Annotated in this window: 21 protein-coding genes; 6 read left to right on the top strand and 15 right to left on the bottom strand. The window is 72.7% G+C overall.

From position 1 onward, the window contains the following. Positions 1-66: 66 nt before the first annotated feature. The 3 genes from E6R62_RS03550 to E6R62_RS03560 are packed head-to-tail and all read right to left on the bottom strand — an operon-like array spanning position 67 to position 3,898. Positions 67-1,191, bottom strand: coding sequence for a calcium:proton antiporter (locus tag E6R62_RS03550; protein WP_136211241.1), 1,125 nt, complete (start codon positions 1,189-1,191; stop codon positions 67-69). 35 nt (positions 1,192-1,226) lie between these two features. Further along, on the bottom strand, positions 1,227-2,774 hold the full coding sequence (locus E6R62_RS03555; RefSeq protein WP_136211243.1) for an acyl-CoA synthetase: 1,548 nt from the start codon (positions 2,772-2,774) through the stop codon (positions 1,227-1,229). A 5-nt stretch (positions 2,775-2,779) separates the two neighbouring features. Beyond that, positions 2,780-3,898 (bottom strand): nitronate monooxygenase, encoded by a 1,119-nt coding sequence (locus E6R62_RS03560; protein ID WP_136211244.1) that lies wholly within the window; start codon positions 3,896-3,898, stop codon positions 2,780-2,782. A gap of 146 nt (positions 3,899-4,044) precedes the next feature. Here E6R62_RS03560 and E6R62_RS03565 point away from each other — a divergent pair, with 146 nt between their 5' ends. Together E6R62_RS03565 and E6R62_RS03570 are read left to right on the top strand one after the other, a co-directional pair. Beyond that, a complete protein-coding gene (locus E6R62_RS03565; RefSeq protein ID WP_136211246.1) occupies positions 4,045-5,925 on the top strand; it encodes a serine hydrolase domain-containing protein in 1,881 nt (626 codons plus the stop codon). Between the two features lie 105 nt (positions 5,926-6,030). Further along, positions 6,031-6,483, top strand: coding sequence for a nitroreductase family deazaflavin-dependent oxidoreductase (locus E6R62_RS03570; RefSeq protein ID WP_136211248.1), 453 nt, complete (start codon positions 6,031-6,033; stop codon positions 6,481-6,483). Between the two features lie 4 nt (positions 6,484-6,487). Here the strand turns inward: E6R62_RS03570 and E6R62_RS03575 are convergent, their stop codons facing one another. From E6R62_RS03575 to E6R62_RS03595, 5 genes are all read right to left on the bottom strand, one after another. Next, entirely contained in the window at positions 6,488-8,065 is a 1,578-nt protein-coding gene (locus E6R62_RS03575; RefSeq protein ID WP_136211250.1) for an NAD(P)/FAD-dependent oxidoreductase, read from the bottom strand. After that, positions 8,062-10,125 (bottom strand): serine/threonine-protein kinase, encoded by a 2,064-nt coding sequence (locus E6R62_RS03580; RefSeq protein WP_136211252.1) that lies wholly within the window; start codon positions 10,123-10,125, stop codon positions 8,062-8,064. Before E6R62_RS03580 ends, E6R62_RS03575 begins: the two co-directional genes overlap by 4 nt. Positions 10,126-10,472: 347 nt before the next feature. Then, a complete protein-coding gene (locus tag E6R62_RS40615) occupies positions 10,473-10,655 on the bottom strand; it encodes a hypothetical protein (RefSeq protein WP_240801455.1) in 183 nt (60 codons plus the stop codon). Positions 10,656-11,153: 498 nt separating this feature from the next. Continuing rightward, entirely contained in the window at positions 11,154-11,987 is an 834-nt protein-coding gene (locus E6R62_RS03590; RefSeq protein ID WP_136211254.1) for a class II glutamine amidotransferase, read from the bottom strand. A 168-nt stretch (positions 11,988-12,155) separates the two neighbouring features. Continuing rightward, entirely contained in the window at positions 12,156-12,575 is a 420-nt protein-coding gene (locus E6R62_RS03595) for an arsenate reductase ArsC (protein WP_136211256.1), read from the bottom strand. Positions 12,576-12,681: 106 nt separating this feature from the next. Here E6R62_RS03595 and E6R62_RS03600 point away from each other — a divergent pair, with 106 nt between their 5' ends. Beyond that, a complete protein-coding gene (locus tag E6R62_RS03600; RefSeq protein WP_136211258.1) occupies positions 12,682-12,996 on the top strand; it encodes a helix-turn-helix transcriptional regulator in 315 nt (104 codons plus the stop codon). A gap of 40 nt (positions 12,997-13,036) precedes the next feature. On the opposite strand, the gene E6R62_RS03605 is transcribed toward E6R62_RS03600, so the two are convergent. The 4 genes from E6R62_RS03605 to E6R62_RS03620 are packed head-to-tail and all read right to left on the bottom strand — an operon-like array spanning position 13,037 to position 17,799. Continuing rightward, on the bottom strand, positions 13,037-14,044 hold the full coding sequence (locus E6R62_RS03605; protein WP_136211260.1) for a peptidogalycan biosysnthesis protein: 1,008 nt from the start codon (positions 14,042-14,044) through the stop codon (positions 13,037-13,039). Continuing rightward, positions 14,041-15,294 carry an MFS transporter gene (locus tag E6R62_RS03610; RefSeq protein WP_136211262.1) on the bottom strand — a complete coding sequence of 418 codons (1,254 nt, stop codon included), beginning with the start codon at positions 15,292-15,294 and terminating at the stop codon, positions 14,041-14,043. Before E6R62_RS03610 ends, E6R62_RS03605 begins: the two co-directional genes overlap by 4 nt. Further along, positions 15,291-16,532 carry an ATP-grasp domain-containing protein gene (locus E6R62_RS03615; protein ID WP_136211264.1) on the bottom strand — a complete coding sequence of 414 codons (1,242 nt, stop codon included), beginning with the start codon at positions 16,530-16,532 and terminating at the stop codon, positions 15,291-15,293. Before E6R62_RS03615 ends, E6R62_RS03610 begins: the two co-directional genes overlap by 4 nt. A gap of 13 nt (positions 16,533-16,545) precedes the next feature. Continuing rightward, positions 16,546-17,799 (bottom strand): ATP-grasp domain-containing protein, encoded by a 1,254-nt coding sequence (locus tag E6R62_RS03620; RefSeq protein ID WP_136211266.1) that lies wholly within the window; start codon positions 17,797-17,799, stop codon positions 16,546-16,548. Positions 17,800-18,015: 216 nt separating this feature from the next. Here E6R62_RS03620 and E6R62_RS03625 point away from each other — a divergent pair, with 216 nt between their 5' ends. Then, positions 18,016-19,455 (top strand): coproporphyrinogen-III oxidase family protein, encoded by a 1,440-nt coding sequence (locus tag E6R62_RS03625; protein ID WP_136211268.1) that lies wholly within the window; start codon positions 18,016-18,018, stop codon positions 19,453-19,455. Beyond that, entirely contained in the window at positions 19,452-20,516 is a 1,065-nt protein-coding gene (locus E6R62_RS03630) for a DUF1152 domain-containing protein (RefSeq protein WP_136211270.1), read from the top strand. Before E6R62_RS03625 ends, E6R62_RS03630 begins: the two co-directional genes overlap by 4 nt. A gap of 56 nt (positions 20,517-20,572) precedes the next feature. Here E6R62_RS03630 and E6R62_RS03635 read toward each other — a convergent pair whose 3' ends face one another. The 3 genes from E6R62_RS03635 to E6R62_RS03645 form a co-directional block, all read right to left on the bottom strand. After that, complete coding sequence (locus tag E6R62_RS03635; RefSeq protein ID WP_136211272.1) at positions 20,573-21,763, bottom strand: acyl-CoA dehydrogenase family protein; 1,191 nt, start codon at positions 21,761-21,763, stop codon at positions 20,573-20,575. A 159-nt stretch (positions 21,764-21,922) separates the two neighbouring features. Beyond that, the gene (locus tag E6R62_RS03640; RefSeq protein WP_136211274.1) at positions 21,923-22,759 is read right to left on the bottom strand and encodes a class II fructose-bisphosphate aldolase; all 837 of its coding nucleotides are present in this window, start codon (positions 22,757-22,759) and stop codon (positions 21,923-21,925) included. Continuing rightward, positions 22,756-23,658: an SIS domain-containing protein gene (locus E6R62_RS03645; RefSeq protein ID WP_136211276.1), complete on the bottom strand. Its 903-nt coding sequence runs from the start codon at positions 23,656-23,658 to the stop codon at positions 22,756-22,758. Before E6R62_RS03645 ends, E6R62_RS03640 begins: the two co-directional genes overlap by 4 nt. 153 nt (positions 23,659-23,811) lie before the next feature. On the opposite strand from E6R62_RS03645, the gene E6R62_RS03650 reads away from it, so the two are divergent. After that, positions 23,812-24,591 carry a DeoR/GlpR family DNA-binding transcription regulator gene (locus tag E6R62_RS03650; RefSeq protein WP_136211278.1) on the top strand — a complete coding sequence of 260 codons (780 nt, stop codon included), beginning with the start codon at positions 23,812-23,814 and terminating at the stop codon, positions 24,589-24,591. Positions 24,592-24,600 lie beyond the last annotated feature (9 nt).

Consider the following 24,600-nt stretch of genomic DNA (forward strand, 5'->3'; position numbering starts at 1 on the left):
GCGCCGGGACGTACGCCCCCGCCCGTGCCACCGGGGGCGTACGAGGCGCCTCACGGGCTCACGGGCTCACGGGCTCACGGCAAGGAACAGGTACGCGGCCAAGAGCACGATGTGCACGCCGCCCTGAAGCAACGTCGCCCGCCCCGGCACGATCGTCAGGGCGCTGACCACCACCGTCAACGCGAGCAGCACCATGTGGACCGGGCCGAGACCGAGCAGCAGTGGTCCGGAGAGCCACACCGTGGCCAGCGCGATCGACGGGATGGTCAGGCCGATGCTGGCGATGGCGGAGCCGTAGGCCAGGTTGAGGCTGGTCTGCATCCGGTCGCGCCGGGCGGCGCGGACGGCGGCCAGGGTCTCGGGGGCCAGCACCAGCAGGGCGATGATCACACCGACGACGGCGTGCGGCAGTCCGGCGTCGGCTACGCCCCGCTCGATGGTCGGTGAGACGGCCTTGGCGTCACCGACCACGGCGACGAGCGCGACCAGCAGCAGACCGAGACTGATCAGGGTGGCACGTAGGCTCGGCGCCACGGCGTGGGCCTCCTCCCCCGACGCGTCCCCGAACTCCCGCACCCCGCTCCCCCGGGTGTCAACCGGGAGGAAGTAGTCGCGGTGACGGACCGTCTGTACGGCAACGAACAGGCCGTAGAGCGCGAGGGAGGCACACGCGGCGAAGGTCAGCTGGGCGCTGGAGAACTCGGGACCGGGCTTGCTCGTGGTGAACGTCGGCAGCACCAGGCTCAGTACGGCGAGCGTCGCGACGGTGGCCAGTGCCGCCCCCGAGCCCTCGGCGTTGAAGACGGTGACCCGGTTGCGCAGGGCGCCGACCAGGAGGGATACGCCGACGATGCCGTTGCAGGTGATCATGACGGCGGCGAAGACGGTGTCCCGGGCCAGCGAGGCCGTCTTGTCGCCGCCACCGGCCATCAGGGTGACGATCAGGGCCACCTCGATGATGGTGACGGCGACGGCCAGGACGAGGGAGCCGAAGGGTTCGCCGACCCGGAGGGCCACCACCTCCGCGTGGTGGACTGCCGCCAGGACCGCGCCGGCCAGGCAGAGGGAGACCAGCCCCACCGCGAAGGCCGGCAGGTCGCGTCCCCAGCTGAGAACGAGCGCGACGACGGCCACCACCGGGACCACGACGGTCCAGTCGAACAGGGACGTTCTGTGCGTTGCCGTACTCATGTGGGCCAACTTGCCAGAACCGTCGCCGCCCTGCGTCACACGGCGCGCTCGCGCCCCTCCCAGTACGGGTCGCGCAGCCGCCGCTTGTACAGCTTGCCGTTGGGGTCGCGCGGCATCGTCTCGATGAAGTCGACCGTCTTGGGCCGCTTGTAGGCGGCCAGCCGCCGCTCGCAGTGGTGCAGGATCTCGGCGGCGAGAGCGGCGCCCGCCTCGAAGCCCTCGGCGGGCTCGATGACGGCCTTGACCTCCTCGCCCCAGTCGTCGTGCGGAATGCCGAAGGCGGCGGCGTCCGCGACCGCCGGATGGGTGAGGAGGGCGGACTCTATCTCCGCCGGGTAGATGTTGACCCCGCCGGAGATGATCATGTCGATCTTGCGGTCGCGGAGGAAGAGGTAGCCCTCCTCGTCCATCAGGCCCAGGTCGCCGACGGTGAAGAAGTCGCCGATGCGGCTCTTGCGGGTCTTGCCCTCGTCCTTGTGGTAGCTGAAACCGCCGGTGTTCATCTTGATGTAGACGGTGCCGAGTTCGCCCGGCGGCAGCCGGTTGCCGTCGTCGTCGAAGATGGCCAGTTCGCTGATCGGCCAGGCCTTGCCCACGGTTCCCGGCTTCTTCAGCCAGTCCTCGGCGGTGGCGAAGGCACCCCCGCCCTCGCTGGCGGCGTAGTACTCCTCCACGCAGCCGCCCCACCAGTCGATCATCGCCCGCTTGACGTGGTCGGGGCAGGGCGCGGCGCCGTGGATGGCGTGTCGCATGGAGCCGACGTCGTAGGCGTCCTTGGTCTCCTGCGGGAGCGCGAGAAGGCGGTGGAACTGGGTCGGCACCATGTGGGTGTGGGTGCAGGCGTACCGGTCGATCAGGCGCAGCATCTCGGTCGGGGTCCACCTGTCCATGAGGACCAGCGGGTGCCCGATGTGCAGTGACGCGCCCGCGAACTGGAGGACGGCGGTGTGGTAGAGCGGCGAGCAGACGAGGTGGACGTTGCCGTCGAAGGGCCTGATGCCGAAGATCCCGAGGAAGCCGCCGAGGTACGCCTCCTCCGGCGGCTTGCCGGGCAGCGGGCGGCGGATGCCGCGCGGCCGGCCGGTGGTGCCGGAGGTGTAGTTCATCACCCAGCCTAGGGTGCGGTCGGCGGGGGGCGTCGCGGGGTGTCCGGCGAGGAGGTCCTCGTACGGGCGGAAGCCGGCCACCGTTCCGACGGCGTAGCGGTGGCTCGCGGGCAGGTCGGCCTCGTCGGCCGCCGCGGTGGCGGCCTCGGCGAAGCGCTCGTGCGCGATGAGCACCTTCGCCCCGGAGTCGGCGACGATCCACGCGATCTCGGGGCCGACGAGGTGGTGGTTGACCGGGACCAGGTAGAAACCGGCCTGGGAGGCGGCGAGGTAGGCGGTGAGGAACGCGACGCCGTTGGGCAGGACGACGGCGAAGGAGTCGCCCTCGCGCATCCCGGCGAGGCGCAGCCCGTGGACCAGCCGGTTGACGTCGGCGTGCAACCGGCCCGCGCTCCACTGTTCGCCTTCGGGGGTGGTCAGTACGGTGCGGTCGGGCTCGGCGATGGCCTGGGCCCAGAAGCCGTTGGTGTCGGTCACGCTGCTCACACCTCTCGGGTCCGGCGGCCGGCGATCCGGTTCACGCGGTCGATGGCCTTCTCGAAGCCGTCGGTCAGCTCGTCGAAGACGGTTTGGACGCTGCGTTCGCTGTTCATCCGGCCGACGATCTGGCCTACGGGGGTCCCGAGCAGCGCCTGCACCTCGTACTTCTGGATGCGTGACACGGCCTCGGCCACGAGCAGCCCCTGGAGCGGCATGGGGAGGGCGCCGGGGCCGTCCGGGTCGTCCCAGGCGTCGGTCCACTCGGTGCGCAGTTGGCGTGCGGGCTTCCCGGTGAGGGCGCGGGAGCGGACGGTGTCTCCGGAGCCGGCCGCGAGGAGCTTGGCGGTGAGGGCGCGGGAGTGCAGGTCGGCTTCGGTGGTGGTGAGCCAGAGGGAGCCGAGCCAGACGCCCTGGGCCCCGAGGGCGAGGCCAGCGGCGATCTGTTCGCCGCTGCCGATGCCGCCGGCGGCGAGGACGGGGAGGGGGGCGACGGCCTCGGTGATCTCGGGGACCAGCACCATCGTGGCGATGTCTCCGGTGTGGCCGCCGGCCTCGTAGCCCTGGGCGACGACGACGTCGATACCGGCCTCGGCGTGTCGGCGGGCGTGTTTGGCGCTGCCCGCGAGGGCGGCGACCAGGACGCCGTGGTCATGGGCGCGACGGATGACGTCGGCGGGCGGGGAACCGAGGGCGTTGGCGAGGAGTTTGACGGGATAGTCGAAGGCGACGTCGAGCTGGTCGCGGGCGACCTGTTCCATCCAGCCGGTGATCCGCCAACCGGATGCCTCGCCCTCCGCGAGTTCGGGTACGTGGTGCTTGGCGAGGGTGTCGCGGACGAAGGCGCGGTGTCCCGCGGGGATCATCGCCTCGATGTCGGCCTCGCTGACGCCGTCGACTGCCTTCTTGGCGGGCATGACGACATCGAGGCCGTAGGGCTTGCCGTCGGTGTGCCCCTGCATCCAGTCGAGATCGCGTCTGAGGTCGTCGGGCGCGGTGTAGCGGACGGCTCCCAGCACGCCGAATCCGCCCGCGCGGGTGATGGCAGCGGCGACCGCCGGGAAGGGCGTGAAGCCGAAGATGGCGTGCTCGACTCCCAGTTTCTTGCTCAGCTCCGTCTCCATGGGCGTGAGGATGCCGCAGGGCGCCGATCGAGGGAAGAGCTTTCCTGATGCAGCGTCAGATTCTTTGCCGGTCGGTCGGTGCGGGAGCCGGGTGCCGCGCGGGCAGATACTGCGAGAGGGTGCGGCGGCGGACGGGAGGACCGGTCATGGACGAGTTCACGGGGGCGGTCGGGGGCGACGACGGGAGAACGGCCGGCGTGGACGGTCGGCAGCGGGGCGCGACCGGCGCCGTGCCCGGCGCCGCACCCGGTGGCCTGAGTCGCAGACGGCTGGGCGCGCGGTTGCTCGCCCTCGGCGGGGTGCTCGTCCTCCAGGCCGCCCTCCCCGGGGCGGCGGGCGCCCGCGGGAACCCCGCCGAGCGGCGCGCCCTCCAGGGGCTGAAGCTGCGCTACGGGTCCGCGCGGCAGGCCGGGCTGCTGGAGAGACACCTCGAAGGAGTGGCGGAAGAGGCCCGGCGCTTCCTCGACCCCTCCCCCGAACACCCGTACTACGCAGGGGCGGTCGTCCTCGCCGGGCGCGGCCGCACGGTGGCCCTGCACCGGGCCATGGGCGACGCGGTGCGGTACGCGGACTACGACGGGCGCACCGACCGGGCCCGGGAGCTCCCCGCGGCGGAACGCATCGCGATGACCGAGGACACCGTCTTCGACCTGGCCTCGCTCTCGAAGCTGTTCACCTCGCTGCTGGCCGTGCAGCAGATGGAACGGGGGCATCTGGAACTGGAGGCTCCGGTGGACCGGTACCTGCCCGAGTTCACGGGCGGCGGCAAGGAACTGGTCACGGTGCGGCAGTTGCTCACCCACACCTCGGGGTTGCGCTCGTGGGCGCCCTTCTACCAGCAGTCCACCCGCGAGAAGCAAATGGAACTGCTCTGGTCGGTGCGACCGCAGGACACTCCCGGGACCGTGTACCGCTACTCCGACCTGAACCTCATCGCGCTCCAACTGCTCCTGGAACGGATCACCGCTCGCACTCTGGACACCCTGCTCCGCGAAGAGATCACCGCTCCGCTCGGCATGCACCGCACTCGATACCGACCACCGCTCTCCTGGCGCCGGGGCATCGCCGCCACCGAGGTACAGCGTCCGCCCTGGTCCGGCCTGGACCGCGGTCTGGTGTGGGGCGAGGTCCACGACGAGAACGCGTACGCCCTCGGCGGCGTCGCCGGCCACGCGGGCGTCTTCGGCACCGCCTGGGACCTGGCCGTCCTGGCCCGCGCCCTGCTCGACGGCGGGGTCTATGCCGGCAGGCGCATCCTGCGCCCCGCCTCCGTCGAGCTGCTCTTCACCGACTTCAACACCGCCTTCCCCGGCGACGACCACGGCCTGGGCTTCGAGCTCTACCAGCACTGGTACATGGGCGCCATGGCCACCCCGCACTCCGCGGGCCACACCGGTTTCACCGGGACCTCCCTGGTCCTGGACCCCTCCACCGACTCCTTCCTGATCCTGCTCGGCAACTCCGTCCACCCCGTGCGGACCTGGCGGGCGGGCAGCGCGCCCCGGGTCGCCACCGGCAACCGCTTCGCCCGTGCCGTCCCCGTCCGCACCAGGCACGGCGGCCCCGCCTGGTTCTCCGGCATCACCCCGGGCGGCTCGGGCACCCTCACCCTCCCCGCGCTGACCCCCGCCACCGCCGCCGCCCGGCTGCGCTGCGCCCTGTGGTGGGACACCGTGCCGGGCGAAGGCGCCTTCCACCTGGAGGCCTCCGGCGACGGGCGGACCTGGGAGCCGCTGCCCTTCACCACCGTGCGCTCCACCGGCGGCGCGCCCGAGGCGTGGCCCCACGGCCGCGCCGACGGCTGGTCGGGCCGCATCTGGCACCGGCTCGAAGCCCCCCTCGCGCCCTGGGCGGGCCGCGAGGTCCGGCTGCGCCTGCGCCACACCGCGACCGGCCGCTATGTGGGGCGCGGTGTGTACGTCGACGTCATCCGCGTCGCCGAACCGGCCCGGCTCCTCTTCGCCGAGGACCGCCCGGCCGACGCCGCCCGCCTGGAGGCCACGGGCTGGACCCGCTCGGCCGACTGAGCGGCGCCGGCGCTCGGAATGCCCGTGTCCCCGCCCGCGTTGCGGTTCAATGCCGAGGTTCGTTGACCTTTCAACACGCGATCGACACGCGAAGGCAGGCGGAACATGACCGACATCGACTGGGACCACCCCATCGACCCCAAGCCCGGCTGGACGCTGGACCACGTCAAGCTGTACGTCGGCTCGAACGGAGCCGAGGGCCAGTTCTGGAACGGGACCCAGACCCTGCTCCTGACCACCCTCGGCCGGGTCTCCGGCAAGCCCGTGCGCACCCCCCTCATCTACGGGGAGGCCGACGGCCGGTACTTCGTCGTCGCGTCCAAGGGCGGCCACCCCGAGGACCCGCTCTGGTACAGGAACCTGACCGAGCACCCCGAAGTGCGCGTACAGGTCGGCCCGAAGATCCTCCAGGGCACCGCGCGCACCGCGACTCCCGAGGAGCGCGCGGCGTACTGGCCCCTGATGGTCGGACACTGGCCCGCCTACGACGAGTACCAGGCCAAGACGGACCGCGAGATCCCGATCGTGGTCATCGAGCCGACCGACCGGGTCGCGTAGGGGCTCAGCGCCCCAGGACCGCCATGGCGGCGTTGTGACCGGGAACCCCGCTCACACCGCCGCCGCGCACCGCTCCCGCCCCGCACAGCAGCACGTTCGGATGCCGGGTCTCGACGCCCCACCTGCCCGTCTCCGGGCCGTCCGCGTACGGCCACGACAGGTCGCGGTGGAAGATGTGGCCCCCGGGCAGGCGCAGTTCGCGGTCGAGGTCGAGCGGGGTCTTGGCCTCGATGCAGGGCCGGCCGTCCGCGTCGAGGGCCAGGCATTCGGTGAGCGGTTCGGCCAGGTGCGCGTCGAGCTGGGCGAGGGTGCCCGCCAACAGCACTTCCCGCGCTCCGCGGTTGTCCTTCTCGAACAACCGGGCCGGGGTGTGCAGACCGAAGAGGGTCAGGGTCTGGTAGCCGCGCGCGACGAGTTCGGGCCCGAGGATCGACGGGTCGGTCAGCGAGTGGCAGTAGATCTCCGACGGCGGCACGGAAGGCAGTTCCCCGGTCGCCGCCTCGGCGTGGGCCCGCGCCAGTTGCTCGTACCCCTCGGCGATGTGGAAGGTACCGCCGAACGCCTCGCGCGGGTCCACCGAGGTGTCCCGCAGCCGGGGCAGCCGCCGCAGCAGCATGTTGACCTTGAGCTGGGCGCCCTCCGCCGGGGCGGCGGGAGCTTCGCCCAGCAGTTCCGCGAGCGCCCGCGGCGAGGCGTTCACCAGCACCGCGCGGCCCGCGACGGCGCCCTCCCCGGTCGCCGTCCGGAATGTCACCTCCGCGGGCGCGCCCGTACCGTCCGTGTCGATGCGCAGGGCCTCGTGCCCGGTGAGGATCTCGGCCCCGGCCGCCCGCGCGGCCCGCGCGAGGGCGTCGGTCAGCGCCCCCATGCCTCCGACGGGAACGTTCCAGTCGCCCGTGCCGCCGCCGATGACGTGGTAGAGGAAACAGCGGTTCTGCGCGAGGGACGGGTCGTGGGCGTCGGCGAAGGTACCGATCAGGCCGTCCGTCAGCACCACGCCCCGCACCAGGTCGTCGGCGAAGTGCCGTTCCACCGCCAGGCCGAGGGGCTCCTCGAACAGCATCCGCCAGGCAGCCTCGTCGTCGACCCGGGCCCGCAGTTCGGAGCGGCTCGGCAGCGGCTCGGTGAGGGTCGGGAAGACCTTGCGGGCGAGCCTGCCCGTCGTCGCGTAGAAGGCCCGCCACCTCTCGTACTCGCGGCCGGAGCCGGTCAGCCGGGCGAAGGACTCCCGCGTGCGGGCCTCCGAGCCGCCGATGAGCAGCCCGCCGGCGCGGCCGTCGCGCTCGACGGGGGTGTACGAGGAGACCGTGCGCCCGCGTACCGCGAACTGCAGGCCCAGGTCGCGCACGATCTTCGCGGGGAGGAGGGAGACGAGGTAGGAGTAGCGCGAGAGTCTGGCGTCCACCCCCGCGAAGGGCCGGGTGGAGACGGCGGCGCCGCCGGTGTGGCCGAGCCGTTCCAGGACCAGTACGGACTTGCCCGCCCGGGCCAGGTAGGCGGCGGCCACCAGGCCGTTGTGCCCGCCGCCCACGATCACCGCGTCGTAGGCCGCCCGCCGGAAGGGCGCCGAGGTCGTCGTCATGGCTCTTGGTAGCACACCTGGCCGAGCCGCTCCAGACAGTAGGCCTCGTCGGCGTGGGCCAGCACCGTGTCGGGATGCCCTTCGCCGAGGGATCGTTCGCGGATGCCGGAGAGATCCCGGTACAGCGGCAGCGCTTCGTGCCAGCGGCCCAACCGTCCCAGCCCGACGGCGAGTTCACGGCGGCTGACCAGCGTGTCCGGGTGCTCCGCGCCCAGCACCTCGGCGCGCGCCCGCTCCACCTCGCGGGCCTCGGCGACCGCCTCCTCCCAGCGGTCCAGGCGCCCCAGGTTCACACCCAGGACGTGCCGGGCGCGCAGCGTCTCCGGGTGGCCAGCCCCGTAGGCGCGGGTACGGTCGCCCACCAGGGCGCGGAACAGGTCGAGGGCTTCGGCGGCGCGCCCGGTGCGAGCCAGCGCGATCCCGGTCTCGTAGCGGGCGGCGAGGGCGTCCGGGTGGTCGCGGCCCAGGACCCGTTCGCGGACGGCGGCGACCTGCCGGAAACCGGCCAGCGCCTCGTCCCAGCGGCCGAGGCGGCCGAGCGCGTACGCGACCTCGTACCGGGTCAGCAGGGTGTCGGCGTGCTCGGCGCCGAGCACGGCGGCGCGGTCCGCCGCGACCTCGGCGGCGGCCCGGTGGGCCTCCTCGTGGCGGCCGAGGGCGCCCAGCGCGCAGGCGAGGTTGTGGCGGCAGCTCAGGGTGTCGGGGTGGCGCGGGCCCACCGTGCGGGTACGGGCGGCGACCACCGCGCCGTAGATCTCGCAGGCCTCGCGGTGCCGTCCGAGACGCCCCAGCTCGTACGCCTCCTCCTGACGGGTCGCGAGGGTGTCGGGATGGTCGGGCCCCAACACCCCGGCCCGGCCGCGGGCCACGGCCGCGTAGGCGGCCAGCGCCTCCTCGGGCCGACCGGCGCGGCTGAGGGCGTACGCGCGGGCGTGCGCGGCACCGAGCGCGTCGGGGTGCCGCGGGTCGCCCGGGGCCGCGGGTCGGGCGACCCCGACGGCGAGGGTGAGCCGGGGGTCGGCGGCGGCGTCGGGCCGTTCGATCGGCCGGGTCACGCCGGGCCGGGCGGTCGTCCAGGAACCGGTGAGCACGGCCCATTCCCCACTGGCGGGGCGGGCGTCGATCCCGGCCTTGCGTCCGGCGCTCATCCCCCGGGCCCACTCGGGCAGCGGGGCCTGCGCGCCGGGCGGCCCGCCGGCGCCGAGGCGGTACTCGACGAGCCGCCGGTGCAGGTGGCGTGCGTCGCCGGGGCGGTCCTCGGGCCGCTTGGCGAGCAGTTCGAGGACCAGCCCGTCGAAGTACTCCGGCAGCTCTGGGCGGTGCTCGCGGGGCGGTACGGGCGCGGTGTCTCGGTGGCCGACCAGGACGGACCAGGAGTCGCCGAGGTCGAAGGGCGGGGCGCCGGTGGCGATCTCGTACAGGACGCAGCCGAGGGAGTAGAGATCGCTGCGGTGGTCGACCTCGCCGCCCGCGATCTGTTCCGGTGACATGTAGTGCGGGGTGCCCATGGCCATGCCGCCGCCGGTGAGCTTGGCGGTGAAGCCGATGTCGTGGGCGAGACGGGCGATGCCGAAGTCACAGATCTTCACGGTGCCGTCGGTGAGCCGCATGATGTTGGCGGGCTTGAGGTCGCGGTGCACGACACCCTGGTCGTGGGTGTAGCCGAGCGCCGCGGCCATCTGCTCTGCGATGTCGACGACGACGTCCACCGGGAGCGGACGCGACTCGTTGTCCTCCAGGAGCTGGCTGAGATTGCGGCCGTCCAGGAGTTCCATGACGAGGTAGAGGGGGCCGCCGGCCGCGCTGTCGTCGCCGAAGTCGTGGACCACGGTGACGCCGCGGTGCTGGAGCGCGGCGGCCACGCGCGCCTCGCGGCGGAAGCGTTCGCGCAGCACCTGGGTGAAGTGGTTGTCCTGCTCGGGCCCGAGGGGCTTGAGGCACTTGACGGCGACCTGGCGGCCCAGCGACTCGTCCCGGGCCCGCCATACCTCGCCCATGCCGCCGCGCCCGATCAGATCGAGCGACCGGTACCGGCCCTGGATCAGTCTGGACTCCGCCATGTCTTGAAGCCGCCCCCGTGTCTTGTGCTACGCCCTCCCCGGACGGTCCAGTATGGCCGCTGGTGTACGCGGTGTGTACGCCGAGGTGCGACTCCCGGGGCCCGTGCGGCGCATCGCTTTCAAGATGTGACCTGGCACCGGCCGCCGGCGCAGACCTGCGGGGATGGTGCGCAGCGTGCGTCCGGTGGGGCGCGGGCGGCGGGTGACCGTCGTTGGGTCGGTGCGGGCCGGCCGGGCGGCCGGTGCGCCCTGTCGGGGAGGGGAACCGTACGCGAGGTCGGCGAGCGGGCGCCACGGCGGATTTCGGCCAGGGACGGGAACGGCCGCGGCGGGCGGGGCGCCCGCCGTCACGGCGCCCCGGCCGATTTCGCGCCCCCGGTCGCGTCCGGCCGGGCCGGCGGCTCGGGCCCGGGCGGTGGCAGGGCGGGCAACGCGGGCAGCAGGCCCGTGGTGACGAACGAGACCGCGGCCGCGAGGTTCGCGACCGGGATCATGACGGAACTTCCCAGCAGCAGGACCACGAGCACCACGCTGCTGACCGGCAGCCGCAGGGCGGCGACCGTGGATGGCGGCCATGCCCGCCGCCATCGCCGGTACGACGCCCAGGCCTAGGAGGGGTGACAGGACCGCCGGCCGGCTCGGGCAGGCCCGTGGCCGCGGCGGCGATCGGCGCGCGCGTGGGCGCGTACGTCAGCAGCGTGAGGGTGATCGCGGAGCGGTTGACGATCTGCTGCCGGCGGCCCCGGCGGCGGCAACGAACGATCCGGCGGTGCCGGAAGCGGCTCAGGTCGGTGAACTCCCGCGCCGAGTCCTCGGCGTCCGGCGCCGGTGGGGCCGCCCCACCGGCGTCACACACCGTCAGGACGACCGCGGCTCGCTCGGCCGCCGACGGCGCGACCGTCGCGCACAGGGTTCGCAAAGTCGCCGATCAGGCCGGGCTCGGCGAGCGGCGGGTACGGGCGCGTCATGTGGCCGGCTCCCCGGATTCGGGTGTTGGCTCCCCCGACGAACACGAACCGCGTCCGGCCCTACGCCGGTTCCGGGGTGAAGCGGCACAGCTCGTCCGCCCCCGGCCGCACGACGCCGTAACTGCCCTCCGGGACCTCCTGCCAGGCGCCGGGCAGGTCGGACAGGGGTTCGGAGACGATGAGGCGGGTCTCGTCGGACACGTCCCGCAAGAAGGTCGCGTCCGGGTGCAGTTTGCGCAGGGTGTCCACCCGACTGCTGTAGAAGAGCGACCGGGAGGCTCCCTGGCTGGAGTACCGGAAGGCCCATACGCTTTCCCCGTCGGTCACGGCGACCGTCATCTGCATCGGGAACTCCACGCCGTGTTGGTGACCGCTGCGTTCCACGACCGCCACCATCCGGGCCACGGCGCCGGGCGGGTCCTGGTCCAGGCCGAGGGTGACCGCGAGGTAGAACATGACCTCGGAGTCGGTGGTGCCCTCGATGTCGGTGAACAGTGCCGGGTCCACCAGGAGGCACAGGTCCCGGCGCAGCAGGTGGAAATCGGCGATGGAGCCGTTGTGCATCCACATCCAGCGACCGTGCCGGAACGGGTGGCAGTTGGACTGTTGCACGGCGGTACCGGTCGACGCGCGGATGTGGGCGAAGAACAGCGGGGATCGGACGTGGTCCGCGATCTCCCTCAGGGTGCGGTTGTTCCAGGCGGGACCGATGTCCCGGAGCACTGCCGGGGTGGCGTCCTCACCCGTGTACCAACCGACGCCGAACCCGTCACCGTTCGTCGTCTCCACGCCCAGGCGCGAGTGCAGGCTCTGGTCGATCAGCGAGTGGGCCGGCTTGTAGAGCACGGTGTCGAGCAACACCGGCGTTCCCGAGTACGCGAGCCATCTGCACATGGGCGATCACCTGTGTCCCTCCCCGCGGCGCCGGGTGACGGCGGCGGGAAGACGGGAGTCAGTGGGTCGGCCGGGCGCGCGCCTCCCGGCAGACCCATTCTCCCGTCCGCCCTCCGTTATCGCCACGCAGGCGGCCGGCGGGGCCCGGCGATCGCCCGCGTCGCGGACTCAGCCCCGCTTCGTGGCGTCGATCTCGGCGATCAGGCCCTCGACGAGACCCCTGATCTCGTCGCGGATCGGCCGGACGGCCTCCACGCCCAGGCCGGCCGGGTCCGCCGACCGCCAGTCGAGATAGGTCTTGCCGGGGAAGTACGGACAGGCGTCGCCGCAGCCCATGGTGATGATGTAGTCGGACGCCTGGGCGGCCTCGGGGGTGAGGACCTTCGGCTCCTGGTCGGAGATGTCGATGCCCAGCTCGGCCATGGCGGCGACGGCGGAAGGGTTGACGTGCTGCCCGGGCGCGGAGCCGGCGGAGCGGACCTCGATCCGGTCGCCCGCGAGGTGGCGCAGGAAGCCGGCGGCCATCTGGGAGCGGCCGGCGTTGTGGACGCAGACGAACAGCACGGACGCGAGCGGGGTGGGGGGCATCGGCTCTTCCTTCGTGAACAGGGTCACGGGCCGTCCGCCGCGCTCGGGCGGCGACGGGGCGCCCCCGGACGGACATCAGCCACGGATGATGTGACAGTATCAGCCCATGATGACGTCAGCCGACACTGATCTGCTCCGGGTCCTGGCCGACCCGCTCAGACTTCGGATCGTCACCCTGCTCGCCGGGGAAACGCTCTGCACCACGCACTTGGTCGAGGAGACCGGCGCCCGTCAGACGAACCTCTCCAACCACCTGAAGGTGTTGCGCGAGGCCGGGGTCGTGGAGACGGAGCCGTGCGGACGGTTCACCTACTACCGTCTGCGCCCCGACGTGATCGAGGCGCTCGCCGGTCGCTTCGCCGCCCTCGCGTCCACCGCGCGCCTCACCGCCGAAGCGGACGTCAAACGGTCCTGCCCCTGACGTCGCCCGTGGCCCGTGGTCCGGCACCCCCGGGGCGGTGTCACGGCTCCCGGTCGACCAGTGCGTACAGGCCGCACACCACGGCGCCGCGCCGTCGCTTGGCCTCGATCGCCGTCATGCCCGCGTGCAGGCCGGTCGTGCCGTGCGCGTAGGCGTCCTCGGCGGGCAGGTAGTACATGAGGTTGAAGTACAGGTGGGGGGTGGGGTGTCGGCGGTCGACGGCGACCGCTCGAATCCAAGTGGTGGCCCCGTAGTGGTAGTACAGGCAGAACCCGACCATCCGCCGCCCGTCGTAGGCGGCCACCACCCGCGCTTCGGTGCCCATCGCCGCCGCCTGCCTCTGCAACAGCCCGGTCATCGCGTCGACGCCGTCCCGGTCGTGTCCGTGGTCCTGCTGGTGTCCGGCGAGCAGGACCCCGGCCTCCTCGGAGCAGTCCGCGAGCGCCTGGTGGCGCACGTCGAGCCCGGCGGCGGCGAAGGCACGGCGTTCGCGACGGATGCCGACGCGGCGTTGCGGGGGCAGGGAGGCGATGTAGTCCTCGATGCCCGAGCCGGGGAGCGGGATGAGGGCGTCGTCCTCCAGATGGAGGGGGCGGTCGGGGTAGAGGCGGGCGAGCCCGGTCGCGGCGGCGCTGGTGAGGTAGGGCCACCAGTGGGTGGTGTGGTGCTTGGTGGCGAAGTCGCGGGCGGCGTCCCGGAGGAGGACGAGGCAGGCGTCCCGGTCCGCGGCGTCGAGGGCGGGGGCGGTGAGCGGGGTGTTGTGGTAGCCGCGGCGCGCGCCGGCGATCACCCTCGGCCGCAGGCGCGGGGGCAGCACGGCGTCGGGCCGGTAGGAGTCGTTCGGTTCGTCGCGCACCAGGTAGAGCGGCGCCGCCGCGAGCAGTCCGCCCTCACGGTCCCGTACGAGCGCGTAGGCGCAGCCGGCGGTCGGGTCTTCCTCCTGGCCCGCGAGCCACTGGTGGGAGAGGTACAAGCCGGCCGGTCGGGCGAGGTGTTCCCACTCGGCGGCGGGGACGGCGTGGATGGATTCGACGACGCTCGTGATCAACGGGGTTTCCTCCGGCGGTGGCGGTTGGGGGCCTTGAGGGCGGGCGCGGCGCACATGGCGATCAGACAGGCGACGGCCTCGACACCCCACGGCAGGAGCGGCCCGGCTTGGAGCAGCAGGGTGAACAGGGCTGGAGCGACGACCATGCCGAGGGCCCAGGAGAACTGGTACAGGCCCTGTGTGAAGCCTCCGGCCGCCTCGGGGGTGAGGCTCACGGACAGTTCGCTCAACGCCGGGCCGAGGAGGATCTCCGCCACGCTGAACAGCGCGATCGCGACCACGAGGGCCGGCCAGGCGGTGAAGGCGAGGGAGGGCAGCGCGGGCAGCGCGAACGCCCCCATCCCGACGGCCATGATCAGGTACCCGGCCGTCACGGCGCGGCGGGCCGCCTTGGGCGCGAGGTGAGCGGTGACGATCGTCGAACACCCGGAGACGATGGCGGTGTTGACGAGGAACAGCGCGCTCGCCGCCGACGCGGGAAGTCGCAGGGCGTGGGTGGTGTAGAGGGCGACGAGCACGGCCAGGAGGGCCTGGGCGAGGACGTAGGGGATGTTCACGGCCACGAGCAGCAGATAACGGCGTGCGTTGTCCGCCCGGGTCGCGAGCGCGCTCGGCGGAGCGTCCTGCGTGAGCGGAGGGGTGGTGGTGAGGACGGCGAAACAGGCGGCGGCCAACAGATAGGTCACGGCGTCCACCACGATCAGCCGGCTCAGCGAGTCCTTCCCGAACAGCGTCAGGGCGCCCGCCGCGGCGGCGGCCCCCACGGCGAGGCCGACGTTGCGCAACGAGCCGGTGAACGCGAACCACGACCGGCGCTCCTCGGGTCCGGTGAGGTGCGTGATCAAGGTGCGCTGTGCGGTGAAGTACATGTTGATCCCGGCCTGCACCAGCACGTACGCGCCGGCGACCTGCCAGAGACCCCCCACGACCAGGAACAGGACGTACCCGGCGGCGGAGAGGACGTTCGCCCACACCACGACCGGTTTCGGGCCCAGGCGGTCCAAGAGGCGTCCGGCGAGGAAGGTCACCGGCAGCGCGACGGCCTGTCCCGCGGTCATCGCGACGCCCACCTGGGCCGGCGCCAGACCCCGCACGTCGGTGAAGTACAGCAGGCCCAGCGGCAGGAGCATGCCGTTGCCGACGGAGTCGATCAGGTTGCCGGTGATGAACAGGCCGCGCCCCCGCAACCGGGGCACGCCGAGGCGGTATGCGGTGCCGGGGCGACGGCGCGCATCCGTGGTGGCGCTCACGGGGTGAGCAGGGAGCTGATCTTGCGCATGACATCGGCCGTGGGGAAACCGGTCGCCTCGTGCAGTTCCGTCAGGGCCTTCACGGTCTTGTCCTCCTCGCCCTGCGCGAGGGTGAGTACGACGATGTCGCCGTGGGAGGTACCGTCGATGAGCAGCTCGTGCGCCGTGACCACCGTGACGCGTTCGCGGAGCGCGGCCGACACCAGCGGGGGGATGCGGCCCTCGGCGAGGAATTCGATCGCCCACCCGGCGCGCGGCACGACGCCGCCGGCGACGGGCAGGCCCCGGGCCATGTCGGCGAGGGTCGTGAAGGTGTTCGTGCCCGACGCGGCACAGGAGAGGGTGGTGGCGCCGCCGATGCGCGGGTTGATCTCCAGGATCACGAACCGGCCGCCGGTGTGGACCATGTCGACGTTGACCGACCCGTGGACCCCCAGGCGCCCGCACAGGCTGACCAGGGTGCGGGCGACGTCGGCGAACGCGGCGTCCGCTTCCGCACGGGGCCCGCACCAGCGCAGGTCGGCGAAGGTGAACACCGGCTCCGCCCCGGCCCGCCCGGTCCAGCACAAGGGCAGGACCCGGTAGGAGCCGGGCCGCCCCACGATGTCCACGCTGCACAGCTCGCCTTCGACGACCTCTTCGACCACCGTCGACACCTCCGGCGGCGTCGCGATGTAGGCGTCCAGGTCGGCGGGTGAGCGCAAGGGGCGGATGCCCATGCTGGTCGAGTCCCATACCGGCTTCGCCATCAGCGGATAGCCGATCTCCGCGGCCCGCACGCGCAGCGCGTCCGGGTAACCGGGCACCGACAGACCCCGGCCCGCCAGCAGGTCCGAGTCGGCACGGAATCCGTCCGGCACCCTCAGGCCGGCCTGCCGACAGAGCTGCTTGGTCTCCCACTTGTCCACCAGCAGCGTCGTCGCCGCGAGCGGTGTCATGACCGTCGGGATGCCCGCGGCGTCCAGGAACGCCTTGGCCGCGGCGTCGCGCAACGCGTTCTCGCACGGCAGTGAGATCGACACCGCCGCGTCCGCCCCCCAGGCGGCGACCGCGTCCGCGAGCTCCCGTGGCGTCACCCCCCGGTCGAGCCGTTGCCGGTACCCGGGGAAGTCGTCGTCTCCGGCGGCGCCGCCGGTGTGGAACAGTCCGGCCTCGATCCCGTCGGCCGTGAGGGCGCGCACCGCCCGCTGGACGTACGGGTCGGCGCGCCGGATGCCGACGGACCGCAAGAACGCCATCTTCCGCACTGTCTCAGCCCACTTCCACTCGGGACCGGGCTATCACCCGATCTGCCAGTTCACGTGCCCGCTCCACCGTTTGCGCGCGGGCCACCACATGCCCGATCCGGCAGGCCGAGTCGGCCGGCTCGGGCACGGTGTCGCCGGGCCGCAGGTGCGACTCGCTGTGCGTTCCGGGCAGGTCCGGGATGAGCACCTGTCGGAGCACGCCGCCGTGCTCGGGCAACAGGAAGCGGATCGTCGCCGCGTCGGTGGCCGAGGGGACGGTGTCGGGGACCCGGCCCAGCACGGCCTGGAGGTAGGCCACGGCTTCGCTCACGCCCGTCGCCGCCTCGACGATCTCGCACAGGTTGTCGCCCGGCAGCCGGGCACCGGTCTCGATCACGTAGGGCGTGTCCGTGCCCGGGGGGATCTTCACCTCGGTGTGCGCGATCCCGTTGCGCACACCGACGGCCAGGGCCGCCCGCGCCGCGACGTGCTGCACCTTCCTGGCGAGCGGCGCCGACAGACCGGAGGGGCAGGTGTGTCCGGTCTCGATCCGGTACCGGCCCTCGGTGGTGTCCTTCCCGACGACCGGCAGGGGGTAGGCCACACCGTCCGCGACCACCGTTTCGCAGGAGTACTCCGCCCCGGGGATGTACTCCTGGACCAAGGCCCGCGAGTCGAGTCCGAGGCCGTGCGGGTAGGCGTGCGTGTACTTCCGGGCCGCGCCCACCGCGGAGTCGAGCCCGGCCGGGCCGTCCACCACGGACACGCCCCACGAGCCGCCCTGCTCCGCGGGCTTGACCACCAGCGGCCACCCCAACTCGCCCGACCGCGCCACCCGCCGCGCCTCGGCCACCTCGTTCACGACCCTCCAGCGCGGGGCCGGAATCCCGGCCGCGGCGAACGCCTCACCCATGAGGATCTTGTTCCTGGCCGCCCGCGCGAGCACGGGATCGTTGCCTGGCAGGCCCACCCGTCGGGCGAGCAGCGCCGCGAGCGGGGTGAACAGCTCGAAGCAGGCGGCGACACCCACGACGGCGTGCCGCCGGCAGAAGGCGTCCATGTCCGCCAAGGCCCTGGGGACGTCCGCGAGATCCGTCGCGCACACCCCGGCGAGGGCGGAGCGCAGCCGGTCCGGATAGCCGTCGTGGATGTCCTTGTGCGTGGCCGCGTACAAGCGCAAGCCCAGTCGGTCGGCGGCCTCGACGAGGAACCGTCCCGCGTTCCCCATCGGCTCGATCACCAGCACTCCGGGCCCGCGCGGGCCCACACCGATTGTCATTGGCCCAGCAAAGCCGGGGGGCGAGGGTAGCGGCTATCGGCCTGACAGACGAAAACAACTCGCCTCAGAGCGTGCCGATTTGGAGCAAACGCCAGTCAACTGGTCAGTAGGCACCCTGCATTTGGTGCGCACACCCCATGGAATCGCACAAGCGTCCCGTGGTCGGATCGTCACGCCAGGTACACCTCACCCGCGACCGAACGGGGACCGAGCACCGTGACCAGCCTCAGCCGCCGGCTCGCCGACCACATCGACCAGGGCGTCATCCCGCCCTACCAGTACTCCTATCCGCCCCGCTCCACCTACCGCCCCCTCCCGAAGGGCAAGTGGACCATCCCCGACGTGTGGGCCATGGACCGCGCCAACTACCAGGTCGCCGAGCTCAACCTCTACCTGCACGTCCCGTTCTGCGACCGTAAATGCGGCTTCTGCAACCTCTACACCATCATCAGCACCGACGAGGACGTCTTCGACGCCTACACCGACGCCTTGTGTACCCAGATCCGGGATCACGCCGAGATCATCCAGGCCCGCCGGCTGCGCACCATCTACATCGGCGGCGGCACCCCGGCCCTGCTCAAGCCCCGCCACTTCGAGCAGATCTTCGCCGCCATCGGGGGCGTCTACCCCAACTGGCGCTCCACCGTCGAGGAGGTCGCGGTCGAGGCCACCCCGTCCTCCATCGCCGACGCGCCCGACGAGTTCAAGGCCCTCATCGACATGGGCCTCACCCGAGCCAACGTCGGCATCCAGTCCCTCGTCCCCCGCGAGATCCGCGAGGCCGGCCGCGGCGGCGAGGACGAGGGCGTCATCCGCCGCGCCATCCAGACCGCGCACGAACTCGGCCTGCCCGACCTGTCCACCGACCTGATCATGGGCTTCGCCGGACAGACCCCCGAAACGTGGCGCCACAGCGTGAACGAGCTGGCCGAGCTCCGACCCACCACCATCAGCACCTACTTCCTCACCGTGCGGCCGGACGCCTGGTTCTCCAAGACCGGTGCCTACCAGTACATGTGGCAGCCCGAGCTGTACGACCGCTACGACTACGCCCGCGGCGTCTTCCTCGACCACGGCTACGTCCAGGAGGGCTCCGTCCGCTACAAGAAGCCCGGCCGCGGCGGCTACGCGCAGAAGGTGCTCACCTTCCACGGCGTACCCCTGCTCGGCCTCGGCGTCGGCGCCCGCTCGTACACCAGCGTGCTGGACTACATGACCGGCAGCGTCAAGCCCTCGACGGCCGAGGTCGCCGACTACATCAAGAAGGCCAGGAACCACGAGATCGTGCCCGTCACCGGCATCGAACTGACCGGCGAGGAGATCGTCCGCAAGCGCCTCGTCCTCGACTCCTACGACCTCGACCTCACGGAACTCGACCGCTTCGGATACCAGAAGCACGCCGCCGAGTTCGAGGCCGTCCTCGACGCGGCCGAGTCCAACGGGCTCCTCCACCGCATCGGCCGCCGCGTCCAGCTCACCCCGAAGGGCTTCAAGTACCGCGACGTCCTGTCCTGGATGTTCTACTCCGAGTCCGTCAAGCGCCTCGACCGGGAGTACTACGAGAACCTGCACGCGGCGAACGAGCGCGCCCGACGGAACATGGGGGCGACGCCCGTGCGCATCACCGGCGTCGACCTGCGCGGCGGAGCCGCATGACCGACCTGTACGTGGCGGCGGGCGGCGGAGGCGACCCCATCGGCACGCTCATCGCCGCCCGCGCCATCACCGTCGACCCCGACCCGCCGCTGATCGCCACCTACGCGTGGGAACGCCCCGAGGTCGACCCGACCCACCGCCCCCTCGGGGAGCGGGACTTCACCGGGCTCGCGCACGAAGCCGGCGGCGTGGCGTTCACGCCCGCCACGCGCGCCCGCCGTCCGGCCGGATCCACGATGCCCGGCCTCGCGGGGGATCTGCCCGCCCGGCTGCTGCTGCTCGACCCCGCCCAAGGACTCGCCGGCCTGGCCCGACAGATCGCCTCCATGGCCGAGGCCGCGGGCGGTCGCGTCCGCGTGGTCGACATCGGCGGTGACGTCCTCACCCATGGCGACGAGCCCACCCTGCGCAGCCCGTTCGGGGACTCCCTCACCCTCGCCGCCTGCCACCTGACGGGCATCCCCACCACCGTCTACGTCGCGGGCCCGGGCCTCGACGGGGAGATCGAGCAAGAGGCCCTCCTGGAACGCCTCGCCGGAGGCCACCCCCTCACCCCCGGCCGCGACGCGGCCTCGGCTGCCGCCCCCGCGCTGGCCTGGCACCCCTCGGAGGCCTCCGCGTTGTGGGCCGCCGCCGTGCAGGGCGCCCGCGGCGCCGTCCGCACGGTCGGCCACACCGTCGACGTCACCGATGTCTCCCCCCGGCTCTACCACCTGCCGCTCGAACGGGCCATCGGCCACAACCCGGTCGCACGCGCCCTCCTCGACGAACGTCCGGCAACCCTGGACGCGGCAGCCGCCCTCTCCCACCGGATCACCGGCATCCCCGGCCTGGCACCCGAACGCGGCCGGACCACCCGGGCCCCGCGGCGGGAACCGTCCACCGGCCGGACCGCCATGCCCCACCGCGACGAGGCCATGAAGCTCGTGCGCGAAGCGGCCGCCGGGGCCGACCACGTCACCTTCCGCCACGCCGCCGGCGTCCTGGGCCTGACCTGGCGGGACATCCCGGCCCTCCGGGACGTCCTGGACACGCACACCCCGCTGCTCCCGCTCACCTGAACGACCCGGCGGGGCCCGACACACCCCGTGTGCCGGGCCCCGCCGACCGGGCGCGGCTAGCGGCGGACGCGGGGCATGCCGAGGCCGATCCAGGAGATGATCTCGCGCTGGATCTCGTTGTTGCCGCCGCCGAAGGTGAAGATCACCGCGCTGCGGTAGCCCCGTTCGAGCTCGCCGTGCAGAACGGCGCCCGCGGAACCCTCCTTGAGTGAGCCGGCCGCGCCCACCACCTCCATCAGCCAGGCGTAGGCGTCCCGGCGGGCCTCCGAGCCGTAGACCTTGACAGCGGAGGCGTCCTGGGGGGTGAGGGTGCCGGACTGGACGGCGCCCACCATCTGCCAGTTGAGGAGCTTCATCGCGTCCAGCCGCGCGTGGGTGCGGGCGAGGCGGGCGCGCACCCAGGAGAGGTCGATGACCCTGCGGCCGTCGGCGAGTTCGGTCTCCGCCGCCCAGCGCCGGACGTCGTGCAGGGCCCGGATGGCCATGGTGCCGTGGGCGGCGAGGGTGACGCGCTCGTGGTTGAGCTGGTTGGTGATCAGGCCCCAGCCCCTGTTCTCCCTGCCGACGCGTCGCCTCGCGGGCACCCGGACGTCCTCGTAATAGCCGGCCGTGGTGTCGTGCGAGGCGAGGGTGTTGATGAGGGTGCAGGAGTAGCCGGGGTCGGAGGTCGGGACCAGGAGCATGCTGATGCCCTTGTGGGCGGGGGCGTCGGGGTCGGTGCGGACCGCGAGCCAGACCCAGTCGGCCGTGTCGCCGTTGGTGGTCCAGATCTTCTGGCCGTTGACGACGTAGGTGCCGGTCTCCTCGTCGCCTTCGCGCACCGCCTTGCATTTGAGCGCGGCGAGGTCGGTGCCCGCGTCGGGTTCGCTGTAGCCGATGGCGAAGTCGATCTCGCCGGAGAGGATGCGGGGCAGGAAGTACGCCTTCTGTTCGTCCGTGCCGAACCGCATGAGGGTCGGCCCGACCGTGTTCAGCGCCATCAGCGGCAGCGGCACGACGGCCTGCGCGGCCTCGTCGAAGAAGATGAACTGGTCCATGGGCGACATCCCGCGCCCGCCGTACTCCTCGGGCCACCCGACCCCCAGCCAGCCGTCGGCCCCGAGGCGTCGGATGGTCTGGCGGTAGAAGCGCTTCTGGGCGGCGGGGTCCGCGTAGCGGGCGTAGACGTCCTGCGGAACCAACTCGGCGAAGTAGGCGCGCAGTTCGCTGCGCAACCGCTCCTGCTCAGGCGTGTATTCGAGGTGCACGGCCCCTCCGGGTGTCTCGCGGTCCGTCCGTCGGCGGGGGCAGAGTAGAACCTGTTACAAGAATCCGGAAGGGCGGCCGACCGGGCTTTCGCCGGGGAGCGGCCGCGGTCACCGTCGCGGGGCGGTGACCGCGGGCCGGCGGGCGGTCGCCCGGGGCCTTCAGTCGAGGGCGGCGATCATGGCCGCGGCCGTCGTCGCCATCGCGGCGCGGGCCGCCGTGAGGTACGGGCGGGGGTCGGCCGGGGTGAGGTGGGCGCGGATCGCCCCGGTCATGGCCACGTTCAACGCGGTGCCGATGTTGACCTTGCGGATGCCTCCCGCGACGGCCGCCGCGAGTTCGGCGTCGGGGAGCCCGGAGGAACCGTGGAGGACGAGCGGGACCTCCACCGCCTTGGCCAGGCGGGCCAGGAGCCCGTGGTCCAGGGAGGCCGTCCGGCTGGTCATGGCGTGGCTGCTGCCGATGGCGACGGCAAGCGCGTCCACCCCCGAGTCGGCGACGAACCGCCGCGCCTCGTCGGGGTCGGTACGGGCTCCCGGCGCGTGCGGGTCCGGCGGCGCCGCGCCGTCCTTGCCGCCGACCTCCCCGAGCTCCGCCTCGATCCACAGCCCGTTGGCGTGGGCCCAGTCGGCGGCGGAGCGGGTGGCCTCCAGGTTCTCGGCGTACGGCAGGTGCGCGGCGTCGTACATCACCGACCCGAAGCCCGCGTCGACGGCCTGACGCAACAGCTCGGAGCTCTTCACGTGGTCGAGGTGGAGTCCCACGGGCACCCCCGCGGCCTCGGCGCACGCGGAAGCCGCCCGGGCGATGGGCAGCAGCCGGCCGGACCTGAACTTCACGGCGTTCTCGCTCAGTTGCAGGATGACCGGCAGGCCGACCCGCTCGGCGCCCTCGATGACCGCCTCGGCGTGCTCCAGCGTGATGATGTTGAAGGCGGCGACGGCTCGTCCGGCGGCCGCCGCCTCCGTCACGAGCGCGCCCGCCGGTACGAGGCTCATCGGACCGCCTCCTCGCCCGCCGTCAGGATCACGGAACGGGTCAAGTGCCGTGGCGCGTCCGGGTCGAGATCGCGATGGGCGGCGACGGCGAGGGCCAGCCGGTGGACCCGTACCAGTTCGGCGAGCGGGTCGAGCCGTCCGGCCACCCATGCGGCGCCGGTCGCCAGGACCTGTTCGGCGAGCCCCTCGGGCGTCTCGCCCAGGGACCACGTGACGGTTCCGGCTCCGGTGACGCTGATCGGTCCGTGCCGGTATTCCATCGCCGGGTAGGACTCGGCCCAGGAGAGCGAGGCCTCGCGCATCTTGAGCGCGGCCTCGTTCGCCAGGCCGACGGTCCAACCGCGCCCGAGGAAGGTGAACTGCCCCGACGTCTCCAGCCCTTGGGGCAGCGGCGCGGCGAGGGCGGTGCGGGCGTCCTCCACGACGGCCGGGCCGTGCGCGCCGAGGTGCGCGCGCAGCAGCGTCAGGGCCGTGGTGGCGAAGCGGGTCTGCACGACCGACCGCTCGTCGGCGAAGTCCAGTACGACGAGTTCGTCCGCGAGAGCCGTCACCGGGGTGGCCGGGTCGCCGATGACGGCGGTCGTCGCCACCCCGGCGTCCCGCAGTCCGGCCAGCAGGTCGAGCACCTCGGTGGTCGTCCCGGACCGGGTCAGCGCCACGACCCGGTCGTAGCGCCGGTGGCGGGGGAACTCCGAGGCGGGGAAGGCGTCGGTCTCGCCCTGTCCGGCTCCCTCGCGCAAGGCGGCGGCCGCCTGGGCCATGTAGTACGAGGTCCCGCATCCGACGATCGCGGTCCGCTCCCCCGGCCGCGGCAGCACCGCCCTTCGCGCCGGGGCCAGTTCGGCGGCCCGCTCCCAGCAGGCGGGTTGCGTGGCCAGCTCGTGCGCGACGTGACTCATACGGGCTCCCTGGAGCAGTGGGTCGACTGGTGCCTGCGTTTTCCTGCACGGTATCGGGCAGTTTCGCGCAACTTCAAGCATCCATCACTCGATCGCCTGGGTTAATCTCAAGCGGAGGGCCGACGGGCGGGCCGGGAAAGTGGGAGTGGGCTCATGACCCGCAAGGAACGCTGGCAGAGACTGCTGGATCTGCTGGTCGAGCGGGGCGGGCTGGAGGTGGAGCCGGCCGCCGAACTCCTCGGCGTGTCCGCCGCGACCATCCGGCGCGACCTCGACCAGCTGGCCGAGCAACAGATGCTGGTCCGTACGCGCGGTGGCGCCGTCCCGCACGGCGTCTCCTACGAACTCCCGTTGCGCTACCGCACCTCGCGCCGGGCCGCGGAGAAGGGCCGGATCAGCGAGGCGGTGGCAGCCCTGATCGCCCCCGGCGAGGTGATCGGCCTGACCGGCGGGACGACGACCACCGAGGTCGCCCGGGCCTTGGCCGCCCGCCCGGACCTCGCGACCGGCACGCCCGCCCTGACCGTGGTCACCAATGCCCTCAACATCGCGGGCGAGCTGGTGATCCGTCCCCAGTTCAAGATCGTGCTCACCGGCGGGGTGGCCCGGCCCCAGTCGTACGAACTGACCGGCCCCTTGGCGCAGCAGGTCCTGGGTCAGCTCAGCATGGACACCGCCGTCGTGGGGGTCGACGCCTTCGACCCGGCGGACGGCGCGGCGACCCGGCACGAGGACGAGGCCGCGATGAACCGTCTGCTGTGCGAGCGCGCCCGCCGGGTGGTGATCGCGGCCGACTCCAGCAAGTTGGGCGTGCGCGCCTTCGCCCGCATCTGCGCGACGGAGGCCGTGGACGTCCTGGTGACCGACACGGGTCTGCCGGAGGCGGTCGCGCGGTCCTTCGCGGCGGCGGGTGTCGAGGTGCGCAGGGTGTGAGACGCCGGC

The sequence above is a fragment of the Streptomyces sp. A1136 genome (genome assembly GCF_004795055.1).
GTDB lineage: Bacteria > Actinomycetota > Actinomycetes > Streptomycetales > Streptomycetaceae > Streptomyces.